This window comes from Cerasicoccus arenae, from assembly GCF_014651635.1.
In the GTDB taxonomy this organism is placed as follows: Bacteria; Verrucomicrobiota; Verrucomicrobiia; order Opitutales; family Cerasicoccaceae; genus Cerasicoccus; species Cerasicoccus arenae.
The window spans coordinates 21,176-37,946 of sequence record NZ_BMXG01000001.1 but is presented as its reverse complement, the minus strand read 5'-3'; the positions used below and the strand labels follow the sequence as shown (position 1 = coordinate 37,946).

Below are 16,771 nucleotides of genomic sequence, written 5' to 3'. Positions count from 1 at the left end.
GCCAAAAAGGCGGTCTCTTTTACCAGATGCCGTGTTCGCCGGGCTTGAGGGATTCAGCAAAAGCGACTAAAAGCTGCACAGTGTGCTCAATGTCCATTAGGTCGACGACTTCGCTGGGCGTGTGCATGTAGCGGAGGGGGATCGAAATGATCGACGCTGCAACACCGCCGCGTGCCATCTGGATGGCGCGGGCGTCTGTGGGCGTGGGGCGCGGCTCGGACTCCACCTGATGCGGAATGTTGTTCTTGACGGCGACTTCGATCAGGCGTTCGAAAATGAAAGGATTGATGTTGGGGCCGCGGCCAATGATAGGGCCACCGCCTTGGACTTGGCGACCATGCTTGCGCGGGTCGCAGTCTGGGTGATCAGTTGCATGGCCGACGTCGACTGCGATGCCGAGGTGCGGATTCACCTGATAGGTCGAGGTCGTGGCACCACGGGTACCGATTTCTTCCTGAGTCGTGGAAACAGCGACCACCTTGGCGGCGAGTTTCTTCTTGGACTTGGCCAAGCGTAGCAGGGTCTCATTAATCACGTAGCAGCCTGCTTTGTCGTCAAAGGCGCGTGCGGTGCCGACGGTGCCGTGAAGCAGCTCAAAGGCCATGTCGTAAACGGCGGGATCGCCGATGGCGATGCGCTTCAGTGCTTCGTCGCGGGACTTGGCACCGATATCGATCCACAAATCGTGAAACTCAGGGACTTTTTTGCGATCCTCGGGCGTCATCAAGTGAATGGCACGCTTGCCGGTAACGCCCTTAACATCGCCTTTTGCCGTCATGATGATGACGCGCCGGCCAGAGATCATAATCGGGTCGTGGCCGCCGATGGTGTCGAAGTAAACAAAGCCGTTGTCGTCGATATACTTCACCATGAGACCTAGCTCGTCCATGTGGCCCGCGAGCATGAGCACGGGATCGCCGCCTTCATTAATCGTGGCGTAGCGGTTGCCGAGTGCGTCTTTTTCAAAGGAGTCTGCGACGGGCGCGACATGTTTTTCCAGCACTGCCTGGGCTTCGGTTTCGTAACCAGAGGGAGAGCGTGCTGTCAGTAGATCGACAAGGAATTCGGGAGGTGTGAACGAGTTGGCTTTCTTCACGGATTTGGCTTTTTTCTTAGGCATGGAATAGATGATTACAGGAAGTGCTCCACGAAGACCAACCGTTTTTTAATGACATTACGCATGTCGTCGGCATTGGTCGGCGTTCACATTTGAACGCAAAAGTGGTGGTTATTTTCCTTCGTATTTAAACACCATTACGGAGTGTCCGGGCAAAGTAATGGGGATGGATTGTTCGCGGCCATCCCACTCACCGGGGTCGGTTTTAGCGCCGCCACCGTTGCCTGAGCCTTCGCCTCCATAGACGTTGGCGTTGGAGTTAATGACTTCCTTCCAATGTCCCGAAAAAGGCACGCCGACGCGAAATTCTTCACGATGCACTGGCGTGAAATTGGCGACCACTGCAAACGTATCTGTCGGCTTTTCGCCTAAGCGTAGGAAACTCGAAATGGAGTTTTCCCAGTAGCCGTCGGCATTGATCCACTCAAAGCCTTTGGGGTCGTGGTCATGGCGGGCCAGACTCTCGTAGTGATGGTAGATGCCGTTGAGGTCGCGCACGAGCAGCTGGACGCCTTGGTGGTCCATGTATTGCAGCAGATCCCATTGGAGCGAGCCATCGTAGCGCCACTCTGAGGATTGGCCAAACTCACAGCCCATGAAGAGGCATTTCTTCCCCGGCCAGAGCCACATCCACGTGTAAAGGCAGCGTAGGTCGGCAGCCTTTTTACTCATCTCATAACCGGCACCCATTTTGGTGATCATGGAGCCTTTGCCGTGGACCACTTCGTCGTGACTAAACACGGTGATGAAGCGCTCGGAGTTCTGATAGAGCATACCGAAGGTCAGCTCGCTGTGGTGAAATTTTCGGTGGACTGGTTCGTGGGAGAGGTACTGGAGGGTATCGTGCATCCAGCCCATGTTCCACTTCAGGTCGAAGCCGAGGCCCCATTCTTTGGTTGGCTTGGTGACGCCGCCGAAAGAGGTGGATTCTTCTGCTAGCATGATGGCTCCCGGATGATATTGATGCACGAGGTCGTTGACCTGCCGCAAAAAATCGATCGCGCCAATGTTTTCCCGGCCGCCGTATTCGTTGGGGATCCATTCGCCCTCCTCGCGGGAATAATCGAGGTAAAGCATTGAGGCGACGGCGTCTACGCGCAGGCCGTCGATATGAAATTTGTCGCACCAAGCCAGAGCGCTGCTGATCAGGAAATTGCGGACTTCGTGGCGGCTGTAGTTGAATATGAGCGTGCCCCAATCCATGTGCTCGCCGAGGCGTGGATCTTCGTGTTCGTAAAGGCAAGTGCCGTCGAATTCCGCTAGAGCAAAAGCATCCTTGGGAAAGTGCGCGGGTACCCAGTCAATAATCACGCCGATATTGTGCTGATGCAGGTAATCGACGAGGTACATGAAGTCCTGTGGTGCGCCGTAGCGATGCGTCGGCGCAAAGAATCCGGTAACCTGATAGCCCCAGGAGCCGTCAAAAGGGTGCTCGGCGAGTGGCATGAATTCGACATGGGTAAAGCCCATTTCCAGCACATAGCGCGTGAGCTCGCTGGCCATCTCGCGGTAGTTGAGCGGGCGGTTGCCATCTTCGGGAACGCGTTTCCATGAGCCCAGATGGAGCTCATATACTGACATCGGGCGCGTTTCCCAATTGGCCTTGGCGCGTTGCTTAATCCAATCGCCATCTGACCATTTGTAGTCGCTGGTGTCCCAGACGATGGATGCATTATGGGGGGGGGACTCGAAATAACTCGCGTAAGGATCGCTCTTTAGACGTAGGGAGTTATCTGCCCCGATCAGTTCGTATTTGTATTTGGTTCCTACGCCAATGCCTGGCAGGAAAAGTTCCCAGACGCCTGAGCTGCCGAGGCGACGCATGGGGCAACGCCGTCCGTCCCAACCGTTAAACTCGCCGACCACGGACACGCGTTTTGCGCTTGGAGCCCAGACCGCGAAGGCTGTGCCCATGACGCCTTCATAATGCTTCACATGGGCACCGAGTTTTTCGTAAACGTGGTGGTGGTTGCCTTGATTGAAAAGGTAAGTGTCGTCCTCGGTCAGGGATGGGAGGAAACAATAGGGGTCCCAAAACTGAAAGACCTCGCCATTGGCATTTTCCGTGCGGATACGATAATTGAAAATTTCCGTTCGCCCTGGAATTACTCCTTCGAACATGCCTTCGCGGCAAAGTTTTTTCAGGCGGAAACGCTCGTCGGTTTTCACATCGACGATGTCACATGTCGTGGCATTCGGCTGAAAGGAGCGAGCGACGAGCACTTCACCTCCAATGACCTCCACGCAGTGCAGGCCCAATATGTCATGAGGGGCTGCGTGACGCGCGGTGATGATAGACTCAAGTTCAGCCGGGGATATTATCACTGATGTTGATCCTTGGTTCAGTTTGGAATAATGTAAAGCGTCATCGTGTTCTAATCATATGTCAAATGGGGGTTTACGATTGATCTCACGCTAATCTTCACGTATGAGATTACTTATGAACCGACTCCTCAGCGTTATCGGCCTATCATTGATCGTTTCCATGGCTTCTGCTGATGACTTGGATTGGCAGACCGTCAGTATCAACGATGGCAAAGTTTCTTTGTCCATGCCGGGTAAGCCCGTTTTGACCACGAGCACAACGGATTCGATCGTGGGAACGGTTAAGAGCAAGCTCTACACGGTGAAAGTCCCTAGCGATGGGAGCGTATCGATCGACTGTTCTGATCTGCCCGGGACCGCACTTTTTTTTGCTGGATCAGACACTATTTTTGACAACGCCAAGGGTAAATTTCTCTCCAAAGTTTATGGCAAGGCTGACTCTTGGGAAACGATTACCACTGGAGGCAACGAGGGCAAGAAACTCATGTTTAGCACCCCTCCGATGAAAGGCGAGCCAGGCTATGATGGAGAAGCACAATTTTACCTAATCGGCGATTATCTTTATGTGATCTCAGTTACGGACAAGGTTGGTGCCGACTTGAAAATGCAGAACAAGGTGTTCCCCTCGCTCACCTTTACAAAATAAATTGTTATGGCGGTTGATGAACTCGCGGATTTGCGTACACGGGCTTGGGTAGGAGACGCCGTTTTGGCTCTCTATGCACGAGAATGGATATTGCGCCAGAAGGACATTAAACCTGAAGCACGCGCCCAAGAATTCATCCATATGACGGCGAATGATTTCCTCGCTTGCACTGGTGAGCCGACGCGGGTCGAAGCCGGTATCGGCGATGTCTACGAGAGTGACGGGCTCGCTGCTGCCTTTGCCTATATTGAGGAGACCCTGCTGCCGCTTTACCTCAAGCAGCGCCGTAAGCGTCGCTGATTACATCCACTCAGTTGGATACAGCTTACGCACGTCTGGTGGCTGATTCTCAGCGAAGTAGACCGCCATGCGCAGGTAAGCAATAACGTCTTCGCGAACGTTGTCTTTGCGGGCCTTAATTTCGGCCAGCAAAGAATCCGGCGCGCGTCCTTCCAATTGGTAAACTTGCGTGAGGCCGATGTCCAACAGGCAGCGCGCCACATCAACCTTCATCTGCGGAATCCGCATAAAGGATGACGAGAGCGCCGCGTAATCGGTCTTCTTTTCGCGTTTTAGAACGGCCATTATTGAGGGTTCACGACTTTATATTGCGTGGTCCCGTTGACCATGACCGGTAGGTAATACGTGCCATTGAAAACGAAGTAAGTCACGCCGTTGACGTTGGTTGCTGTGGAACCTGGTGGAAGCTCGGGTACGATCGCGTTAACGGGCGGTGCCACGACAACATAGCCCGAGGGAGCTGTCTGATAATACACGCCGGCACTGTAATAATACGGCACAGTGCCCACATAAACCGGTACGTAGTTAACGGGCGGCTTCGAGACAATTGCGCCAATCGCCAAGCCAGCTACCGCGCCTACGGCAACACCCGCGCCAAAGCCGTCATTGTCCCAACCGTTGTGATAGTAGCGGCTGTTGACGTTTACATTGCTGTTTACATTGACGTTCCGATTTACATTCACATTCGAACTGTTGTAATTCCGGTTTACGTTAACGTTGCTGTTGTTGTTATTAAAGTTTCGATCGACGTTCATGTTGTTGTTGCCGCCGCCGAGCATACCCCCACCCCCACCCATGCGGTCTCCGCCGCCGCCGAGTCCACCACCGCCGCCAACGCTACGGGTGATGCCCAGATTACCGCGTGCAACAACTTGATTGAAAGGGAGGAAGGAAAACGCTGCTGCGATGAGCGTGAGTTTGGCGAGAAGTGATTTGTTTTTCATAGCGAATACCAGAAGATTAAAGTGATTGGTTTATTCCAAATGCCCGCCGTTACTTCGACGTTTCGGTGGGGGGCATGGGGGGGGGGACGATGTCGATTTCCATTGCACCAGCGGCTGGCGAAAACTCAAAAACAAAGTCAGGTAGTGGCGTGGAGAAGTCCCAGTCACTGAAGAGCGCCGTCATCCGAGGGACGCCGTCGCCGTCGAAACGAAGCACCAATACCTTGCGCAGCACGGGAACCGGGCCGGTTTCAATCCAAGCCTGCCATTCGAGATTTGGATACTGGAAGGCGACGTGGTCGCACTCGACGCCCAATACATTAACCTTCCCTAGATATTGCGAAGAGGTCGCGTTTTCCGCTGCATTGCCGAATGGCTTGCTGAAGAGCAGATCTTCGAGCGGGAACTGAGTGTCGAATTTATTATCCAGCGTGATAATCGTATCGTCGATGTTTCCTTCGGCCTCTGTGGATCCGTAAAAATTCGTCCGATGATCGAGCATGGTCACGGTCTTGCCATTGTAATAAAAGCTGCGTGTCGGCTTATACATGGCCAGATCTATTTGAATGCGATCTGGGCGGCGGACTTTGGCGTCAGCAGTGCGTGTAAATTCCAATTCCTTGCCGTCAATGATGATGTCTTCCCAGATCTCGGATGACACACAGAATTGCTTTTGATTGCCGAGGAATGTTGAGGCCCGCGTGATCAGCTCCGTTGCGTAAGGGCTTTTCGCGGGCGCTGTATCATCTTGCGCGAACACCGGTGCGGCAAACGCAAATGACAATGCTAAGACAGTAATGGTGGAGTGTGCGATCTTCATAAAATAGTAACGTAAGGTGTTGCTCCAAACAAAACCAATGCGTTGTGATTCGCAATCAAGAAAGCCACAAACGAGAAATATCACGGTGCTCTATTTATCAGAGCCATCCCAAGGCTATCATCGTTGGCTACGACCCCAGTCTAGGAGCCCTCAACTGACCCTAACTACCTGCGCCGAGCACGTGCAAATTCGCCATGCTGATGCCGCTGAGCATGGCACCAGTGATGCCGAGGAAGCCTTGGTCGGTACCACAGAGATAGAGGTTGTCTAAGTGTGTGCGGCCGGATTTTACCTTGTTTGGAGCACCATAGACGGCACCGCCAAGGTGTCCGGTGAACTTGGTGATGGTGAGTGGGGTAAACATGTCCTGAGCCGCCGTTTGCTCTGTGAGGACGAACCGGGCTTGTGCCTTGTGGGCGACCATGGGGGGGGTGGTATGCTCTTTTTGGCGGACTCGGGGGGGGGGGAGGAAGTCCAGTGCGCGGCGTTGCAACCGCTCATACCATTCTTGTTTAGCGGATTGGTATTCTGTATCTTCAAGTGTGGCCCAGCGGTCGTAGTTCGCCAATGCCGTTATGCGGAGGAAGCCTTCCTCCAGGCGTCGGCCATCGCTGTAGCGGTAGTTGTTGGGGAAGCAGATTACGCCGCTACGGTCGTCGACCAAGTTCTTGGGGCGGCGGTAGTCAAAGGTCTCACTGTCGTTAAAGAAGACAATGGTGTCCTTCCATCCGAGATCGCTGGGCTGCTGCTTGAGCACGGTGATTGTCTCGACAAAGGATAGTGCGCCGGTGTTGTCACGACCGGCATCACCCGGTTGATCGCTGCATAGGCGTAGGGTCTCAGCGTAGCCAATGGAGGAAATGACCTTGTCTGCGGTGACTTCGGAGCCGTCGTCGAGGATAACGCGGGATGCGTGACCGTTCTCCGTGATAATTTCCCGGACGCCGCATTTCATCTTCCGCTCGCCACCGAGCTCGCGATAGCGGTTCATCAGGGCACGAATGATTACACGGACGCCTTCGTAGGGGCGAGCAAAACCCTCCAAAAACAACGCTTTGAAGAGGATGACGAATTGTGAAAAATCGAGGTCGTTCTCCCGTGCACTGCCGTAGTAGCAGACGGGGATCATGAGCATGTTGACGAGGATCGGGTCGCTGAGATACTCGCTCAGGACAGCGACGGCGGATTGCTCTTGGATATCGAGTGCGGTCTCGTTAAAGGCCTTTAGGTGCTCCACCAGACGGCGGAAACCGTCAATCTGGCTCGGGAAGGCCCGTTCAATTTCGCTCTCAAGGACGGCAAAATCGTTGGTGAAGCTCAGTGAGTAGCCGGGAATGGCGATCCGGCTGCCCATTTGTTCGGCCAAATCGAGATCGTCGCGGCTGAGCCGGAGCTGGCGAAGTATCTTGATCAGCGGCAGACCCTTGGCCCCAGGAGGGGCGTAATTGGTCATTGCATGGAGCCCGACGTCGTATTTGCGGCCATCGAAGCTGTAGAAGCTGTTGAGGCCGCCTGCGGCGTTGTGGCGCTCGACCACCAAGACGCGTCGTTCGAACATGGCTAGCCGAATTGCGGCGGCCATACCGGACATGCCTGCTCCAATGACTATGCAGTCATAGTGCGCGCCGTTCAGTTCACCGGTCATCTTGGAGATCGCCTGTTAGCAGGCGAGGGCAGTTTAAGCGCTGGCTTTGGCCTCAAACTTGGGCAGGAGATATTCTCCGCAGCTATCCAGCGAAGCGAGCTGGGGATAATCGTCTTCTGGCACCTCAATGCCATGCTGCTTGCGCAGCTCCATCACGATATCGAGAAAATCCATGGAATCCAGATCGAGCTGGTCGCGGAGGCGTACCTCCGGCTTGACATCGCTTAGGTCCTCGTCGGGAGCGATCTCAGCGATGATGTCCAGCACTATCTGCTTAACGTCGTCTTTGGTCATGGGATGCTAGTAATAGAAGAAGAGCGGCTCAGTCAATGAACCGCTTAACAATCAGGGCGGAATTAATTCCGAGCATACCGAAAGAGTTGTTCAGGATGCTGTCAACCCTTTCGACTGTTTTTGGTGTGTTGATTACCAAGTTGGGAATCGCACACTCCGGGTCGAGTTCGGTAATATTAATCGTCGGGTGGACGAGGTTATCGGAAAAACTAGGGATGTTGCCCGCCAATTCCAAGGCTCCGGCGGCACCCATGGCGTGGCCTATAAAGCTCTTAGTATTATTGACATACGTATTTGGGCAGTCGGCAAAAACGTCCTTAATTGCCTTGGCTTCCTGGATGTCACCCAGTGGGGTGGCGGTAGCGTGAGTGCTCACGACATCAATGTCTTGAGCGGTCATTCCCGCGCGACGAATTGCTTCGCGCATACATTGAGCCTGACGCTCGGGATTTGGCAAAACAGCGTCTGTTGCGTCGGAATTTATGCACCAACCGGCAAGTTCGCCAATGATTGTGGCTCCCCGGGCCTGAGCGTCGCTCAAGCGTTCCAGTACGTAAACTGCACCGCCTTCGCTCACGACAATGCCGTTGCGGGAGGTGTCAAATGGTCTGCTGGCCAAGTTAGGGTCTTCGTGTTCGCCGAGGGCACCTTGGCTTTTGAAGCCGGCAAAAATGCCAAAAGTGTGGATTGATTCGCTGACGCCGCCCGCCAGCGCGAGGTCGCATTCGCCCAGCATGAGCATCTGAGCGCCTTGTACGAGGCCGGCATTGCCCGCAGCACAGGCGGCTCCGATCGTGTAATGCGGCCCGGTAACGCCCATGTTCATGGTTATCTCGCCCGCGGGGTTGTTGGCCACGGTGCGCGGGTTGTGATGGTGCGTCCAGTACTTGGTGTCGTAGTCGAACTGCGATATGTTATAGACTTCGTTTTCCGTCTCCACGTTGCCGTGTTCGGTGGTGCCAATATAAACACCAACGCGGGATTTTTCGACGCTATCCCAGTCCAGCCCTGCATCGGCCACGGCCTCGCGGGAGCAATAAATGGCGATTGAGCCGGCGCGCGTCCCATTACGGACCTCCTTGCGGCGCTGGTATTTCATTGGGTCGAAATCGCAGACACCTGCGTTGACTTCGCCCATGTAGCGCATGGGGATGCGCTGCACCCGCGCTTTGCCAGCGAGCAGGTTTGCGCGATACTCAGACAGCGTGTTGCCGTTCGGTGAGGTCAGACCGAGTCCTGTGATGACTATGCGTTTTGCGGGGTCGCGTTCCATGGGTTTTATCCGGAAAAGCCTTCAAGCCTTATCGCCTGAAGCGCCCGCGGAAAGAAAAAAATGGTGCCAGCGCTCAAGCAGCGCATATTCCTGCCCTATTCTATAAGAGCATTTAGCTGCAAATATAGTATTAATCGGCTTTGGTGGTGGGCCCCAGTAAATTACCTTAAATCTGTGCACAGAAAAGATTGAGCCTGCTGAAAATGGACTCATAGTTCTTTTATGACAATTCTCCCTGCGATTGATATTAAGAAAGGCCGGTGCGTTCGCCTCCTCCAAGGGTTGGCGGATATGGAAACCGAATACTTTGAGGACCCCGTCGAGCCGGCCAAGGAATTCCTAGCTGCTGGCGCAGAGTGGGTGCATGTCGTTGACTTGGATGGTGCGTTTACCGGAAAACCGGCGAATACCGAAGCTGCCCGCAAAATCGCTGAGCTGGGTATGAAAGTCGAGTTTGGTGGCGGTATCCGAGAGATGGACGATATTCGCAACGTGCTGAAGGCGGGAGTGACACGCGTTGTTGTGGGCACTCGTGCTTGTGAGAGCTTGGATTTTGTTAAAGCAATGGCGCAGGAATTTGGCCCGCAAGTCGCAGTTGGCATTGACGCCCGCGCAGGCAAGGTCGCGGTTCATGGCTGGGTGGATACCACTGATATGCCCGCGATTGATCTAGCACAGCAGGTCGCGGCCGCCGGTATTCAGACCATTATCTACACCGACATCATGACTGATGGCATGATGCGCGGCCCGAATTTTGAGGGGATGAAGGAAATGTGGACAGCAGTTGATTGCGACGTGATTGCCTCGGGCGGCGTTGCTGATCTCCACGATGTGGTGCATTACGCGGATCTCGCACCGCGTTTCCCGAACTTTTCTGGCGTCATCATTGGTAAGGCAATTTACGAAAAAGCCATCGATCTGAAACAAGCCCTGAGCATTGCTTCCCGCGTGGGCAAAGCGTAATGGCTGGCCGAGCGGCATTAACCGATAACTCGCTAGTGCGGGTTGACAATATCCATATCATTACGTTGTTAAACGGAAGTGAATTGGGGCTGGCTTTCTCTTAGTTGCCGCCTTTACTTCCACAGGCTTTCCCACATGAGCGACCAAATTAAGCACGAGTGCGGCATCGCGATTGTTCGGCTGTTAAAGCCGTTGCGATACTACCGTGACAAATACGACGATCTTCTCTACGGATTCCAGAAGCTATTTTTGCTGATGGAAAAGCAACACAACCGCGGCCAGGATGGTGCTGGTATTGGATGTGTTAAGCTGAATACGCCGCCGGGCGAGTCCTTCATGGAGCGCGAGCGTGATAACGGTCGCAACCCGATTGCCAATGTGGTCAAGAAGGTGATGAAGGACTATCAGAAGAAGCTCAATACGCAGATCTTCCCAGAGTTTCCCGAGACTTATAAAAAGCACTTCCCCTTTGGCGGCGAAGTACTGATGGGGCATTTGCGTTACGGTACCTCAGGCGGCTACGACAAGAGTGTTTGCCAGCCTTACTTCCGTCGCAGCCCTTGGCCCACGCGTAACCTAATGCTGGCGGGTAACTTCAACATGACCAATGTTGAGGACCTCAACGCCAAGCTCATTGCCCGCGGTGCGCACCCAATCTTTAACACTGATACGCAAACCGTTCTCGAAGAAATCGGCTATCATCTGGACGAAGAGCATCAGCGCCTTTACCACGAGTTGCGCGACGGCGGCACGCCGAGTGATCAGATTGCCGCAATTATTTCTGAGCGCATGGACCTAGTGTCCATCCTCAAACAGGCAGCAGAGGACTGGGATGGCGGTTATACGCTGGCAGGTCTCATCGGGAACGGAGATTGCTTTGTGACTCGTGATGCCTTGGGCATCCGCCCGGCCTATTATTTCGCCAATGACGAAGTGGTCGCTTTCGCTTCTGAGCGGGTCGCGCTGATGACGATTTTCGACCAGCATGAGGGAGATGTAAAGGAGATCGCGCCGGGTAGTGCGGTTGTGGTCAAAGGTAGTGGCGAGCTGATTGTTGGGCAGGTCCGTGAACCAGCCCCGCAACGAGCCTCGTGTTCGTTTGAGCGTATTTATTTTTCCCGTGGCAACGACCCGGTCATTTACAAAGAGCGTAAGGCCTTGGGCGGCGCATTGTCTGACCAGATCATCGATGCGATTGATGACGATTTCGCGCACAGCGTTTTCAGCTTCATTCCGAACACCGCCGAAACCGCCTACTATGGCTTGATGGACGAGCTCCGCGTAAGGCGCCGTCAGCAGGTCAAAAACGCGATTTTGGATGCCCAAGCCAAAGGCCCGCTGAGCGATGCGCTTATCGATGAGCTGATTATGGGTAATTGGCCGCGTGGGGAAAAAATTGCCCACAAGGACATTAAGATCCGCACGTTTATTAGCCAAGAGAGCAATCGCGTCACGCTGGCATCCCACGTTTACGACATTACCTACGGGCAGATTGAATCTGGCGTGGATAATCTCGTTTGTATCGATGACTCCATTGTGCGCGGAACCACGCTGAAGCGCTCCATCCTGCGTATTCTTGCGCGAACTGAGCCGAAGCAGATCATCATCGCCTCGACGGCTCCGCAGATTCGTTATCCGGACTGCTACGGCATTGATATGTCCGAGCTGGGCAAATTTATCGCTTTCCAGGCCACGATTGAGCTACTGAATGAAACTGGTGCCGCGGATTTAATCCGTGAGGTCTATCGCGACTGTCTAGCACAGGCTGAATTACCTGCCGCGGAGATGGTTAACCACGTGAAGCGGCTCTATGAGCACTTTGAGACAGAGTGTATTTCCAACAAAGTTGCAGAATTGGTGACCCCGAAGAATGGCGATTGGAACGGCGAGGTGAAGGTGATCTTCCAGAGCATCGAAAATTTGCACCAAAGCTGTCCGGAGAACACGGGAGACTGGTACTTTACCGGCAACTATCCGACTCCCGGTGGTTATGCGGTGCTTAATCGCGCATTCATCAACTTCTACGAAGACCGCGAAGGCCGAAGCTACTAGCCCCAACGTCCTGTTGGATCGAGAGATTTGCCCATTGGGCAAATTGGCCCACTGTAAGGGGGGGGCTGATTCTATGGCTTTTGATTGGGAGAGGGGGGAGGGCTTTTACTGAATAGGCTTCGGTGGCGCACTCTGGTGGGTGGAAAATACTACATCGGTGATACCTGCCTCGCTGCACAGTTGTACCACTGATTGAACTTCACGGAATCCAGTGGAGCTGTCGACGGCGAGAATTACCTTCGTGCCTTGGGGAAATTCGCTGAGCTTTTTGGCAAGCTGTGTTTTTGATAGAGGCCGATCTTCAAATGTCATTTCTCCTTGTGCATCAATGACTATAGTGGGGGTGGAGGGGGAGGTTTCCAAGGAGGCAAGTTTTGCCTTCAAGATTTGGAGAACCATCTCTTGGCGGGCGATTTCAGCCCGCAGGAGTTCGGTTTCGCCGGGGGTTGAGTCTTGGGCGTGCCCAACTGTAAATGAGGCCAGGAGCAGGCTTAGTGCGATGATTGCGTTTTTGATTTTCATGGTAATGGTGGAATTTATACGAGGTAACGGAGCTTAGCAGTTGGTGGACGACACTGTAAATAATGTTATTTTATATTTAATTCTTTGGCATGTAATTCAGTCTTGGATGATGGATGGAGTCTCCTTATTCCTGTTGATCCATGGGCATCCTCGGTATTCTCGTTACGGTCCTTCTGTTTTTGTTCGCTCTGTGGGCGATCACGCTTTGCCTGCGCATTGGTGCGAGCTGGGCGGGGATTTCCAAGAGTAAGAATACTATTGGTCGGGCATTGATTGCGCTGATACTCAGTTCATTGGTGCTTGGGCTACTGGGCGGCGGTGGCACTATTTTACCGGGCGTGGGCAATGTAATCGGCGTTTTAATCAGCTTGATCATTAACGGCGTGATCATCGGCGGAGTGTATGGCGTCCCCTTTGGCAAAGGCGTGCAGGTTTACGTGCTGGCGTTGGTTGCACAAATCGCGCTGGTGCTACTGGCAATATTGATTTTCGGATTGCTCGGCATAACGCTCGTTGCATAATCCCGATCTTACACGTGTGACGGCTAGGTGAAATCTCGTCGTGCAACGTTTTTTGAAATCTTTCGCTTTGACTTATTCACATACTGTGAATAACTCATGCATCAGCATATGTCTGATAGCCTTCCATCAAAACGAGTGTTGGTGCTAAACCGCCTCTGGCAGCCGGTCAACATCGTTGGCGTTCGGCGAGCTTTCTCATTGCTGATGCAGGAACACGCTCAAGCGTTAGACACCAGCAATGGCGGTTTCCAGATGATGGACGCCGCTCAGTGGATCGAATTCTCGTTGGAGAATCCGCCCGAAACGGAATATGACACGATTCATACCATTCGTATGCGCATGCGGATTCCATCCGTGATGCTGTTGCGTGAATACGACCGTGTGCCGAGCAAGGAAGTGAAGTTTAATCGCCACAACGTCTTTGATCGCGACGACCATACTTGTCAGTATTGTGGACACAACTACCACGAGCGGGACCTCAATCTCGACCACGTCATTCCACGTGACCAAGGTGGCCGAACAACGTGGGAAAATATCGTGACCTCTTGTATCCGCTGCAATACTCAGAAAGCCAATAAGATGCCGCATCAGGCAGGTATGCGCCTGCTCAAGAAGCCTGCGCGCCCGAAATGGCGGCCTTTTGTGAGCTTGGTCGACGAGCAAGAGCCTGAGCCAGAGTGGATGCACTTCATAGCGAAGTAGCGGCGTTTTCGTTGTCAGGTTCATTGTATAAGCACGACTGAAATGGTCTATGAAAAAAATCCTGACCGTTTTCCTGATCGCGCTTTTTGGCGCAACGTTTGTTTACGCTGGTAAAGTAGAGCTTGGCTCTGCTGCCGAGCCTCAGCTGTATCTCGTCAAGATTGACGCGTCCTGGTGTGGTGCCTGCAAGGCGTTGAAGGAACCGTTGGCGGAGTTGAAAACTGAGTTGGCCGACCAGCCCGTTCTGTTTGTAACTCTAGACTTCACCGACGATAATGCGATCAAGCAAACGACGCTTCATGTTGATGCACTGAAGATTCGTTCTGCGGTGGACGCCAACACCGCGACGGGTAATGTGCTTCTGCTCAACGCTCGTAATGGCGAGCTGATCGCTGTGCTAACGCGCAATGAATCCGTTGCCGAAATGAAGGAAGCCGTCGAGGCCGCTTTATTGACTCAGGAAAAAGGCAGTGGCGTGAGATTGTAAGACGGCTTTTCGCATTGCGAAAGGCTATGATGCGACCGTAGCTTGGTTGCATGAAAATTGTTCGCGTGCGCACGGATTCAGGTAGCGTCGTTTATGGCGCTCAACAGGATGGCGGGTCCATCCTCAAACTGGAGGGCGATATCTTCGGCGACTTCGAAGTCTCCGGTGAGGCGGTTAGTGGGGAACTGCTAGCGCCAATCGAAGCGACTGGCGTATTTTGCGTTGGCCTGAATTATCGCGCCCACGCGGAAGAAACCGGGGCGGAGTTGCCAAAGCATCCGATTTTGTTCATGAAGGGGATCAACGCGGTTACTGACCCCGGTGCGCCGATCGTCCTGCCTCGTAGCTTGGAAAGCACGATGGTGGACTATGAGTGCGAACTGGCGGTGGTCATTGGCAAGGCTGCCAAAAACGTATCCCGCGCCGACGCGCTACGCTACGTTCTCGGCTATACTTGTGCCAACGACGTTAGTGCCCGCGATTGGCAGAAACATGGTGGAGGTGGCCAGTGGTGCCGTGGCAAGACTTTCGATACGTTTTGCCCGCTGGGGCCCGTGCTTGTGACACCGGACGAAATTCCGGACCCGAATGGGCTCGCGATTTCGACGACGCTCAATGGCGAAGTTCTGCAAAGCTCTAACACAAGTGACATGATCTTCGACATACCGACCATCATTGAATTTCTGAGCGGCAGCACAACACTGCTACCCGGCACGGTCATCATTACTGGCACGCCTGCGGGCGTCGGCATGGGCCGCACTCCCTACATCTGGATGCAGCCCGGCGACACCGTAACCATTGAGATCGAAAAGATTGGCAAACTGACCAATCCTGTTGTCGCGGAGGAAGTTTAACGGTGCGCGCAGACATAAAAACCGTTCTCTTCGATCTCGACGGCACTTTGATCGACCACTTCATGTGCATCTATCGGTGCTATCGCTACGCTCAAGAGAAGATGGGACTTGCACCGGTTAGCTACGAAAAAGTGCGGTCTACCGTCGGCGGTTCGGTTCGCATTACGATGGGGCACCTGATGGGCGTGGAAAATGCCGAGCGCGGCGAAGCATTGTTCCGCGAGCATTTTAATGAAATTATGTTGGAGGATCTTCACGCGTTGCCCGGTGCGAAATGGCTGCTGCAGCAGCTTCAGGCACGAGGCGTGAGAACGGCTGTTTTCACCAACAAGCATGGCATAGGCGCACGAAAAATCATGGCCCATCTCGGCTTTGATAAGTATCTGGATGAAGTCATCGGCACCTACGACACCCCTTGGCGTAAGCCGGACCCAGAGTTTACCCAGTATGCGCTGGAAACAATGAAGGCGGACGCCGAGTCAACGATCATGGTGGGGGATTCACCATTTGATATCTTGGCTGGACAGGTGGGTGGCATCCGCAGTTATGTCGTCGCCACGGGTAGTCATTCGGTTGAAGAGTTGGAGGCTATCGACCCGCCCGCGGATGGCGTTTACCGCGATCTGCATCATTTTGCTGAAGAATTTCTGGGCTTGCCTCGCACACCGGAAGCTGTCGAGAAATGACGGTGTGAGTCAGTATATGAATTATATTTGGGTGGCGCTGTTCGCAGTTTTATTGAGCGGATGTCCTAACCCCAAAACCGTCAAAGGGCTGAACATGCCGATTGCAGAAGCAGGGCAAGCGCAATTGGTGATTTTGCGGCCTTACATGATGCAAGGGCAGCTTTCGGGAACGCCGCTTTATCTAGATGGAGAAGAAATTGGCCAAATTGCTCATGACAGTTATATGTATGTCAATATCTCGCCTGGTCGGCATCAGATGGATATTGAATCCCCGCTTCGAATTGAATGGCTGGATGGGGCCTTTGAATATGAGCCATTGGTCATCAATGCGCTTCCAGGGAAGACTTACTATTATGAAATGGCCTGGAAAACCCGAACAGTGCGTATGGATTACCCGGCGTACGGGATGGCGATGGATGATGCTTATGGCATGGACTGGAAGCTCCTGACCGATGAAGAGGCGAAGGAAAAATTGGAGGGACGCACAAATTCGCCAACCTTCGATCAATATGAGCAGCTCAAAGCGAGTGGCCAAATTGAATTTGAGCACAAGGCGCGCGCCCGTTAATTGAGCGGGGGGCTACAAACATTTGTAATCAGTGAGATAACAGATTCTGATG

At 53.5% G+C, this 16,771-nt stretch carries 19 protein-coding genes; 10 read left to right on the top strand and 9 right to left on the bottom strand.

Annotated features, from left to right (window positions below):
• Nucleotides 1-19: 19 nt before the first annotated feature.
• Nucleotides 20-1,120, bottom strand: coding sequence for a zinc-binding metallopeptidase family protein (locus tag IE065_RS00185; RefSeq protein WP_189510510.1), 1,101 nt, complete (start codon nt 1,118-1,120; stop codon nt 20-22).
• Nucleotides 1,121-1,228: 108 nt separating this feature from the next.
• Nucleotides 1,229-3,442, bottom strand: coding sequence for a 1,4-alpha-glucan branching protein GlgB (gene glgB, locus IE065_RS00180; RefSeq protein ID WP_189510507.1), 2,214 nt, complete (start codon nt 3,440-3,442; stop codon nt 1,229-1,231).
• Between the two features lie 115 nt (nt 3,443-3,557).
• Between glgB and IE065_RS00175 the strand changes: the two genes are divergently transcribed.
• Together IE065_RS00175 and IE065_RS00170 are read left to right on the top strand one after the other, a co-directional pair.
• Complete coding sequence (locus tag IE065_RS00175) at nt 3,558-4,088, top strand: hypothetical protein (protein WP_189510504.1); 531 nt, start codon at nt 3,558-3,560, stop codon at nt 4,086-4,088.
• A 6-nt stretch (nt 4,089-4,094) separates the two neighbouring features.
• Complete coding sequence (locus IE065_RS00170; protein ID WP_189510501.1) at nt 4,095-4,388, top strand: hypothetical protein; 294 nt, start codon at nt 4,095-4,097, stop codon at nt 4,386-4,388.
• On the opposite strand, the gene IE065_RS00165 is transcribed toward IE065_RS00170, so the two are convergent.
• The 6 genes from IE065_RS00165 to IE065_RS00140 form a co-directional block, all read right to left on the bottom strand.
• The gene (locus tag IE065_RS00165) at nt 4,389-4,673 is read right to left on the bottom strand and encodes a hypothetical protein (protein ID WP_189510497.1); all 285 of its coding nucleotides are present in this window, start codon (nt 4,671-4,673) and stop codon (nt 4,389-4,391) included.
• The gene (locus IE065_RS00160) at nt 4,673-5,332 is read right to left on the bottom strand and encodes a DUF6515 family protein (protein WP_189510495.1); all 660 of its coding nucleotides are present in this window, start codon (nt 5,330-5,332) and stop codon (nt 4,673-4,675) included. The genes IE065_RS00165 and IE065_RS00160 overlap by 1 nt, the downstream gene beginning before the upstream one ends.
• Nucleotides 5,333-5,381: 49 nt before the next feature.
• Nucleotides 5,382-6,152, bottom strand: coding sequence for a DUF2092 domain-containing protein (locus IE065_RS00155; protein WP_189510492.1), 771 nt, complete (start codon nt 6,150-6,152; stop codon nt 5,382-5,384).
• Nucleotides 6,153-6,312: 160 nt separating this feature from the next.
• Nucleotides 6,313-7,797 carry a phytoene desaturase family protein gene (locus IE065_RS00150; protein ID WP_189510489.1) on the bottom strand — a complete coding sequence of 495 codons (1,485 nt, stop codon included), beginning with the start codon at nt 7,795-7,797 and terminating at the stop codon, nt 6,313-6,315.
• A gap of 33 nt (nt 7,798-7,830) precedes the next feature.
• Nucleotides 7,831-8,091 (bottom strand): acyl carrier protein, encoded by a 261-nt coding sequence (locus tag IE065_RS00145; protein ID WP_189510486.1) that lies wholly within the window; start codon nt 8,089-8,091, stop codon nt 7,831-7,833.
• Between the two features lie 28 nt (nt 8,092-8,119).
• Nucleotides 8,120-9,364, bottom strand: a complete 1,245-nt coding sequence (locus IE065_RS00140) for a beta-ketoacyl-[acyl-carrier-protein] synthase family protein (protein ID WP_189510483.1) — start codon at nt 9,362-9,364, stop codon at nt 8,120-8,122.
• Between the two features lie 222 nt (nt 9,365-9,586).
• Here IE065_RS00140 and hisA point away from each other — a divergent pair, with 222 nt between their 5' ends.
• Both hisA and IE065_RS00130 read left to right on the top strand, forming a co-directional pair.
• On the top strand, nt 9,587-10,327 hold the full coding sequence (gene hisA, locus IE065_RS00135) for a 1-(5-phosphoribosyl)-5-[(5-phosphoribosylamino)methylideneamino]imidazole-4-carboxamide isomerase (protein ID WP_189510479.1): 741 nt from the start codon (nt 9,587-9,589) through the stop codon (nt 10,325-10,327).
• Between the two features lie 135 nt (nt 10,328-10,462).
• On the top strand, nt 10,463-12,379 hold the full coding sequence (locus IE065_RS00130; protein ID WP_189510476.1) for an amidophosphoribosyltransferase: 1,917 nt from the start codon (nt 10,463-10,465) through the stop codon (nt 12,377-12,379).
• A 105-nt stretch (nt 12,380-12,484) separates the two neighbouring features.
• Here the strand turns inward: IE065_RS00130 and IE065_RS00125 are convergent, their stop codons facing one another.
• On the bottom strand, nt 12,485-12,901 hold the full coding sequence (locus IE065_RS00125; RefSeq protein WP_189510474.1) for an ExbD/TolR family protein: 417 nt from the start codon (nt 12,899-12,901) through the stop codon (nt 12,485-12,487).
• A gap of 140 nt (nt 12,902-13,041) precedes the next feature.
• On the opposite strand from IE065_RS00125, the gene IE065_RS00120 reads away from it, so the two are divergent.
• From IE065_RS00120 to IE065_RS00095, 6 genes are all read left to right on the top strand, one after another.
• The gene (locus IE065_RS00120; RefSeq protein ID WP_189510472.1) at nt 13,042-13,422 is read left to right on the top strand and encodes a hypothetical protein; all 381 of its coding nucleotides are present in this window, start codon (nt 13,042-13,044) and stop codon (nt 13,420-13,422) included.
• A 108-nt stretch (nt 13,423-13,530) separates the two neighbouring features.
• A complete protein-coding gene (locus tag IE065_RS00115; protein ID WP_189510471.1) occupies nt 13,531-14,124 on the top strand; it encodes an HNH endonuclease in 594 nt (197 codons plus the stop codon).
• Nucleotides 14,125-14,173: 49 nt separating this feature from the next.
• Nucleotides 14,174-14,611: a TlpA family protein disulfide reductase gene (locus IE065_RS00110; protein ID WP_189510469.1), complete on the top strand. Its 438-nt coding sequence runs from the start codon at nt 14,174-14,176 to the stop codon at nt 14,609-14,611.
• Between the two features lie 50 nt (nt 14,612-14,661).
• On the top strand, nt 14,662-15,465 hold the full coding sequence (locus IE065_RS00105; RefSeq protein WP_189510467.1) for a fumarylacetoacetate hydrolase family protein: 804 nt from the start codon (nt 14,662-14,664) through the stop codon (nt 15,463-15,465).
• Between the two features lie 2 nt (nt 15,466-15,467).
• The gene (locus IE065_RS00100) at nt 15,468-16,151 is read left to right on the top strand and encodes an HAD family hydrolase (protein ID WP_189510464.1); all 684 of its coding nucleotides are present in this window, start codon (nt 15,468-15,470) and stop codon (nt 16,149-16,151) included.
• Nucleotides 16,099-16,719 carry a DUF2846 domain-containing protein gene (locus IE065_RS00095; RefSeq protein ID WP_189510462.1) on the top strand — a complete coding sequence of 207 codons (621 nt, stop codon included), beginning with the start codon at nt 16,099-16,101 and terminating at the stop codon, nt 16,717-16,719. Before IE065_RS00100 ends, IE065_RS00095 begins: the two co-directional genes overlap by 53 nt.
• Nucleotides 16,720-16,771: the final 52 nt, after the last annotated feature.

Bases quoted from the DNA above. Each gene is read 5' to 3' on its own strand.
- IE065_RS00185 (WP_189510510.1), bottom strand. From the start codon at position 1,120: ATGCCTAAGAAAAAAGCCAAATCCGTGAAGAAAGCCAACTCGTTCACA.
- IE065_RS00175 (WP_189510504.1), top strand. From the start codon at position 3,558: ATGAACCGACTCCTCAGCGTTATCGGCCTATCATTGATCGTTTCCATG.
- IE065_RS00170 (WP_189510501.1), top strand. From the start codon at position 4,095: ATGGCGGTTGATGAACTCGCGGATTTGCGTACACGGGCTTGGGTAGGA.
- IE065_RS00165 (WP_189510497.1), bottom strand. From the start codon at position 4,673: ATGGCCGTTCTAAAACGCGAAAAGAAGACCGATTACGCGGCGCTCTCG.
- IE065_RS00160 (WP_189510495.1), bottom strand. From the start codon at position 5,332: ATGAAAAACAAATCACTTCTCGCCAAACTCACGCTCATCGCAGCAGCG.
- IE065_RS00155 (WP_189510492.1), bottom strand. From the start codon at position 6,152: ATGAAGATCGCACACTCCACCATTACTGTCTTAGCATTGTCATTTGCG.
- IE065_RS00150 (WP_189510489.1), bottom strand. From the start codon at position 7,797: ATGACCGGTGAACTGAACGGCGCGCACTATGACTGCATAGTCATTGGA.
- IE065_RS00145 (WP_189510486.1), bottom strand. From the start codon at position 8,091: ATGACCAAAGACGACGTTAAGCAGATAGTGCTGGACATCATCGCTGAG.
- IE065_RS00140 (WP_189510483.1), bottom strand. From the start codon at position 9,364: ATGGAACGCGACCCCGCAAAACGCATAGTCATCACAGGACTCGGTCTG.
- hisA (WP_189510479.1), top strand. From the start codon at position 9,587: ATGACAATTCTCCCTGCGATTGATATTAAGAAAGGCCGGTGCGTTCGC.
- IE065_RS00130 (WP_189510476.1), top strand. From the start codon at position 10,463: ATGAGCGACCAAATTAAGCACGAGTGCGGCATCGCGATTGTTCGGCTG.
- IE065_RS00125 (WP_189510474.1), bottom strand. From the start codon at position 12,901: ATGAAAATCAAAAACGCAATCATCGCACTAAGCCTGCTCCTGGCCTCA.
- IE065_RS00120 (WP_189510472.1), top strand. From the start codon at position 13,042: ATGGGCATCCTCGGTATTCTCGTTACGGTCCTTCTGTTTTTGTTCGCT.
- IE065_RS00115 (WP_189510471.1), top strand. From the start codon at position 13,531: ATGTCTGATAGCCTTCCATCAAAACGAGTGTTGGTGCTAAACCGCCTC.
- IE065_RS00110 (WP_189510469.1), top strand. From the start codon at position 14,174: ATGAAAAAAATCCTGACCGTTTTCCTGATCGCGCTTTTTGGCGCAACG.
- IE065_RS00105 (WP_189510467.1), top strand. From the start codon at position 14,662: ATGAAAATTGTTCGCGTGCGCACGGATTCAGGTAGCGTCGTTTATGGC.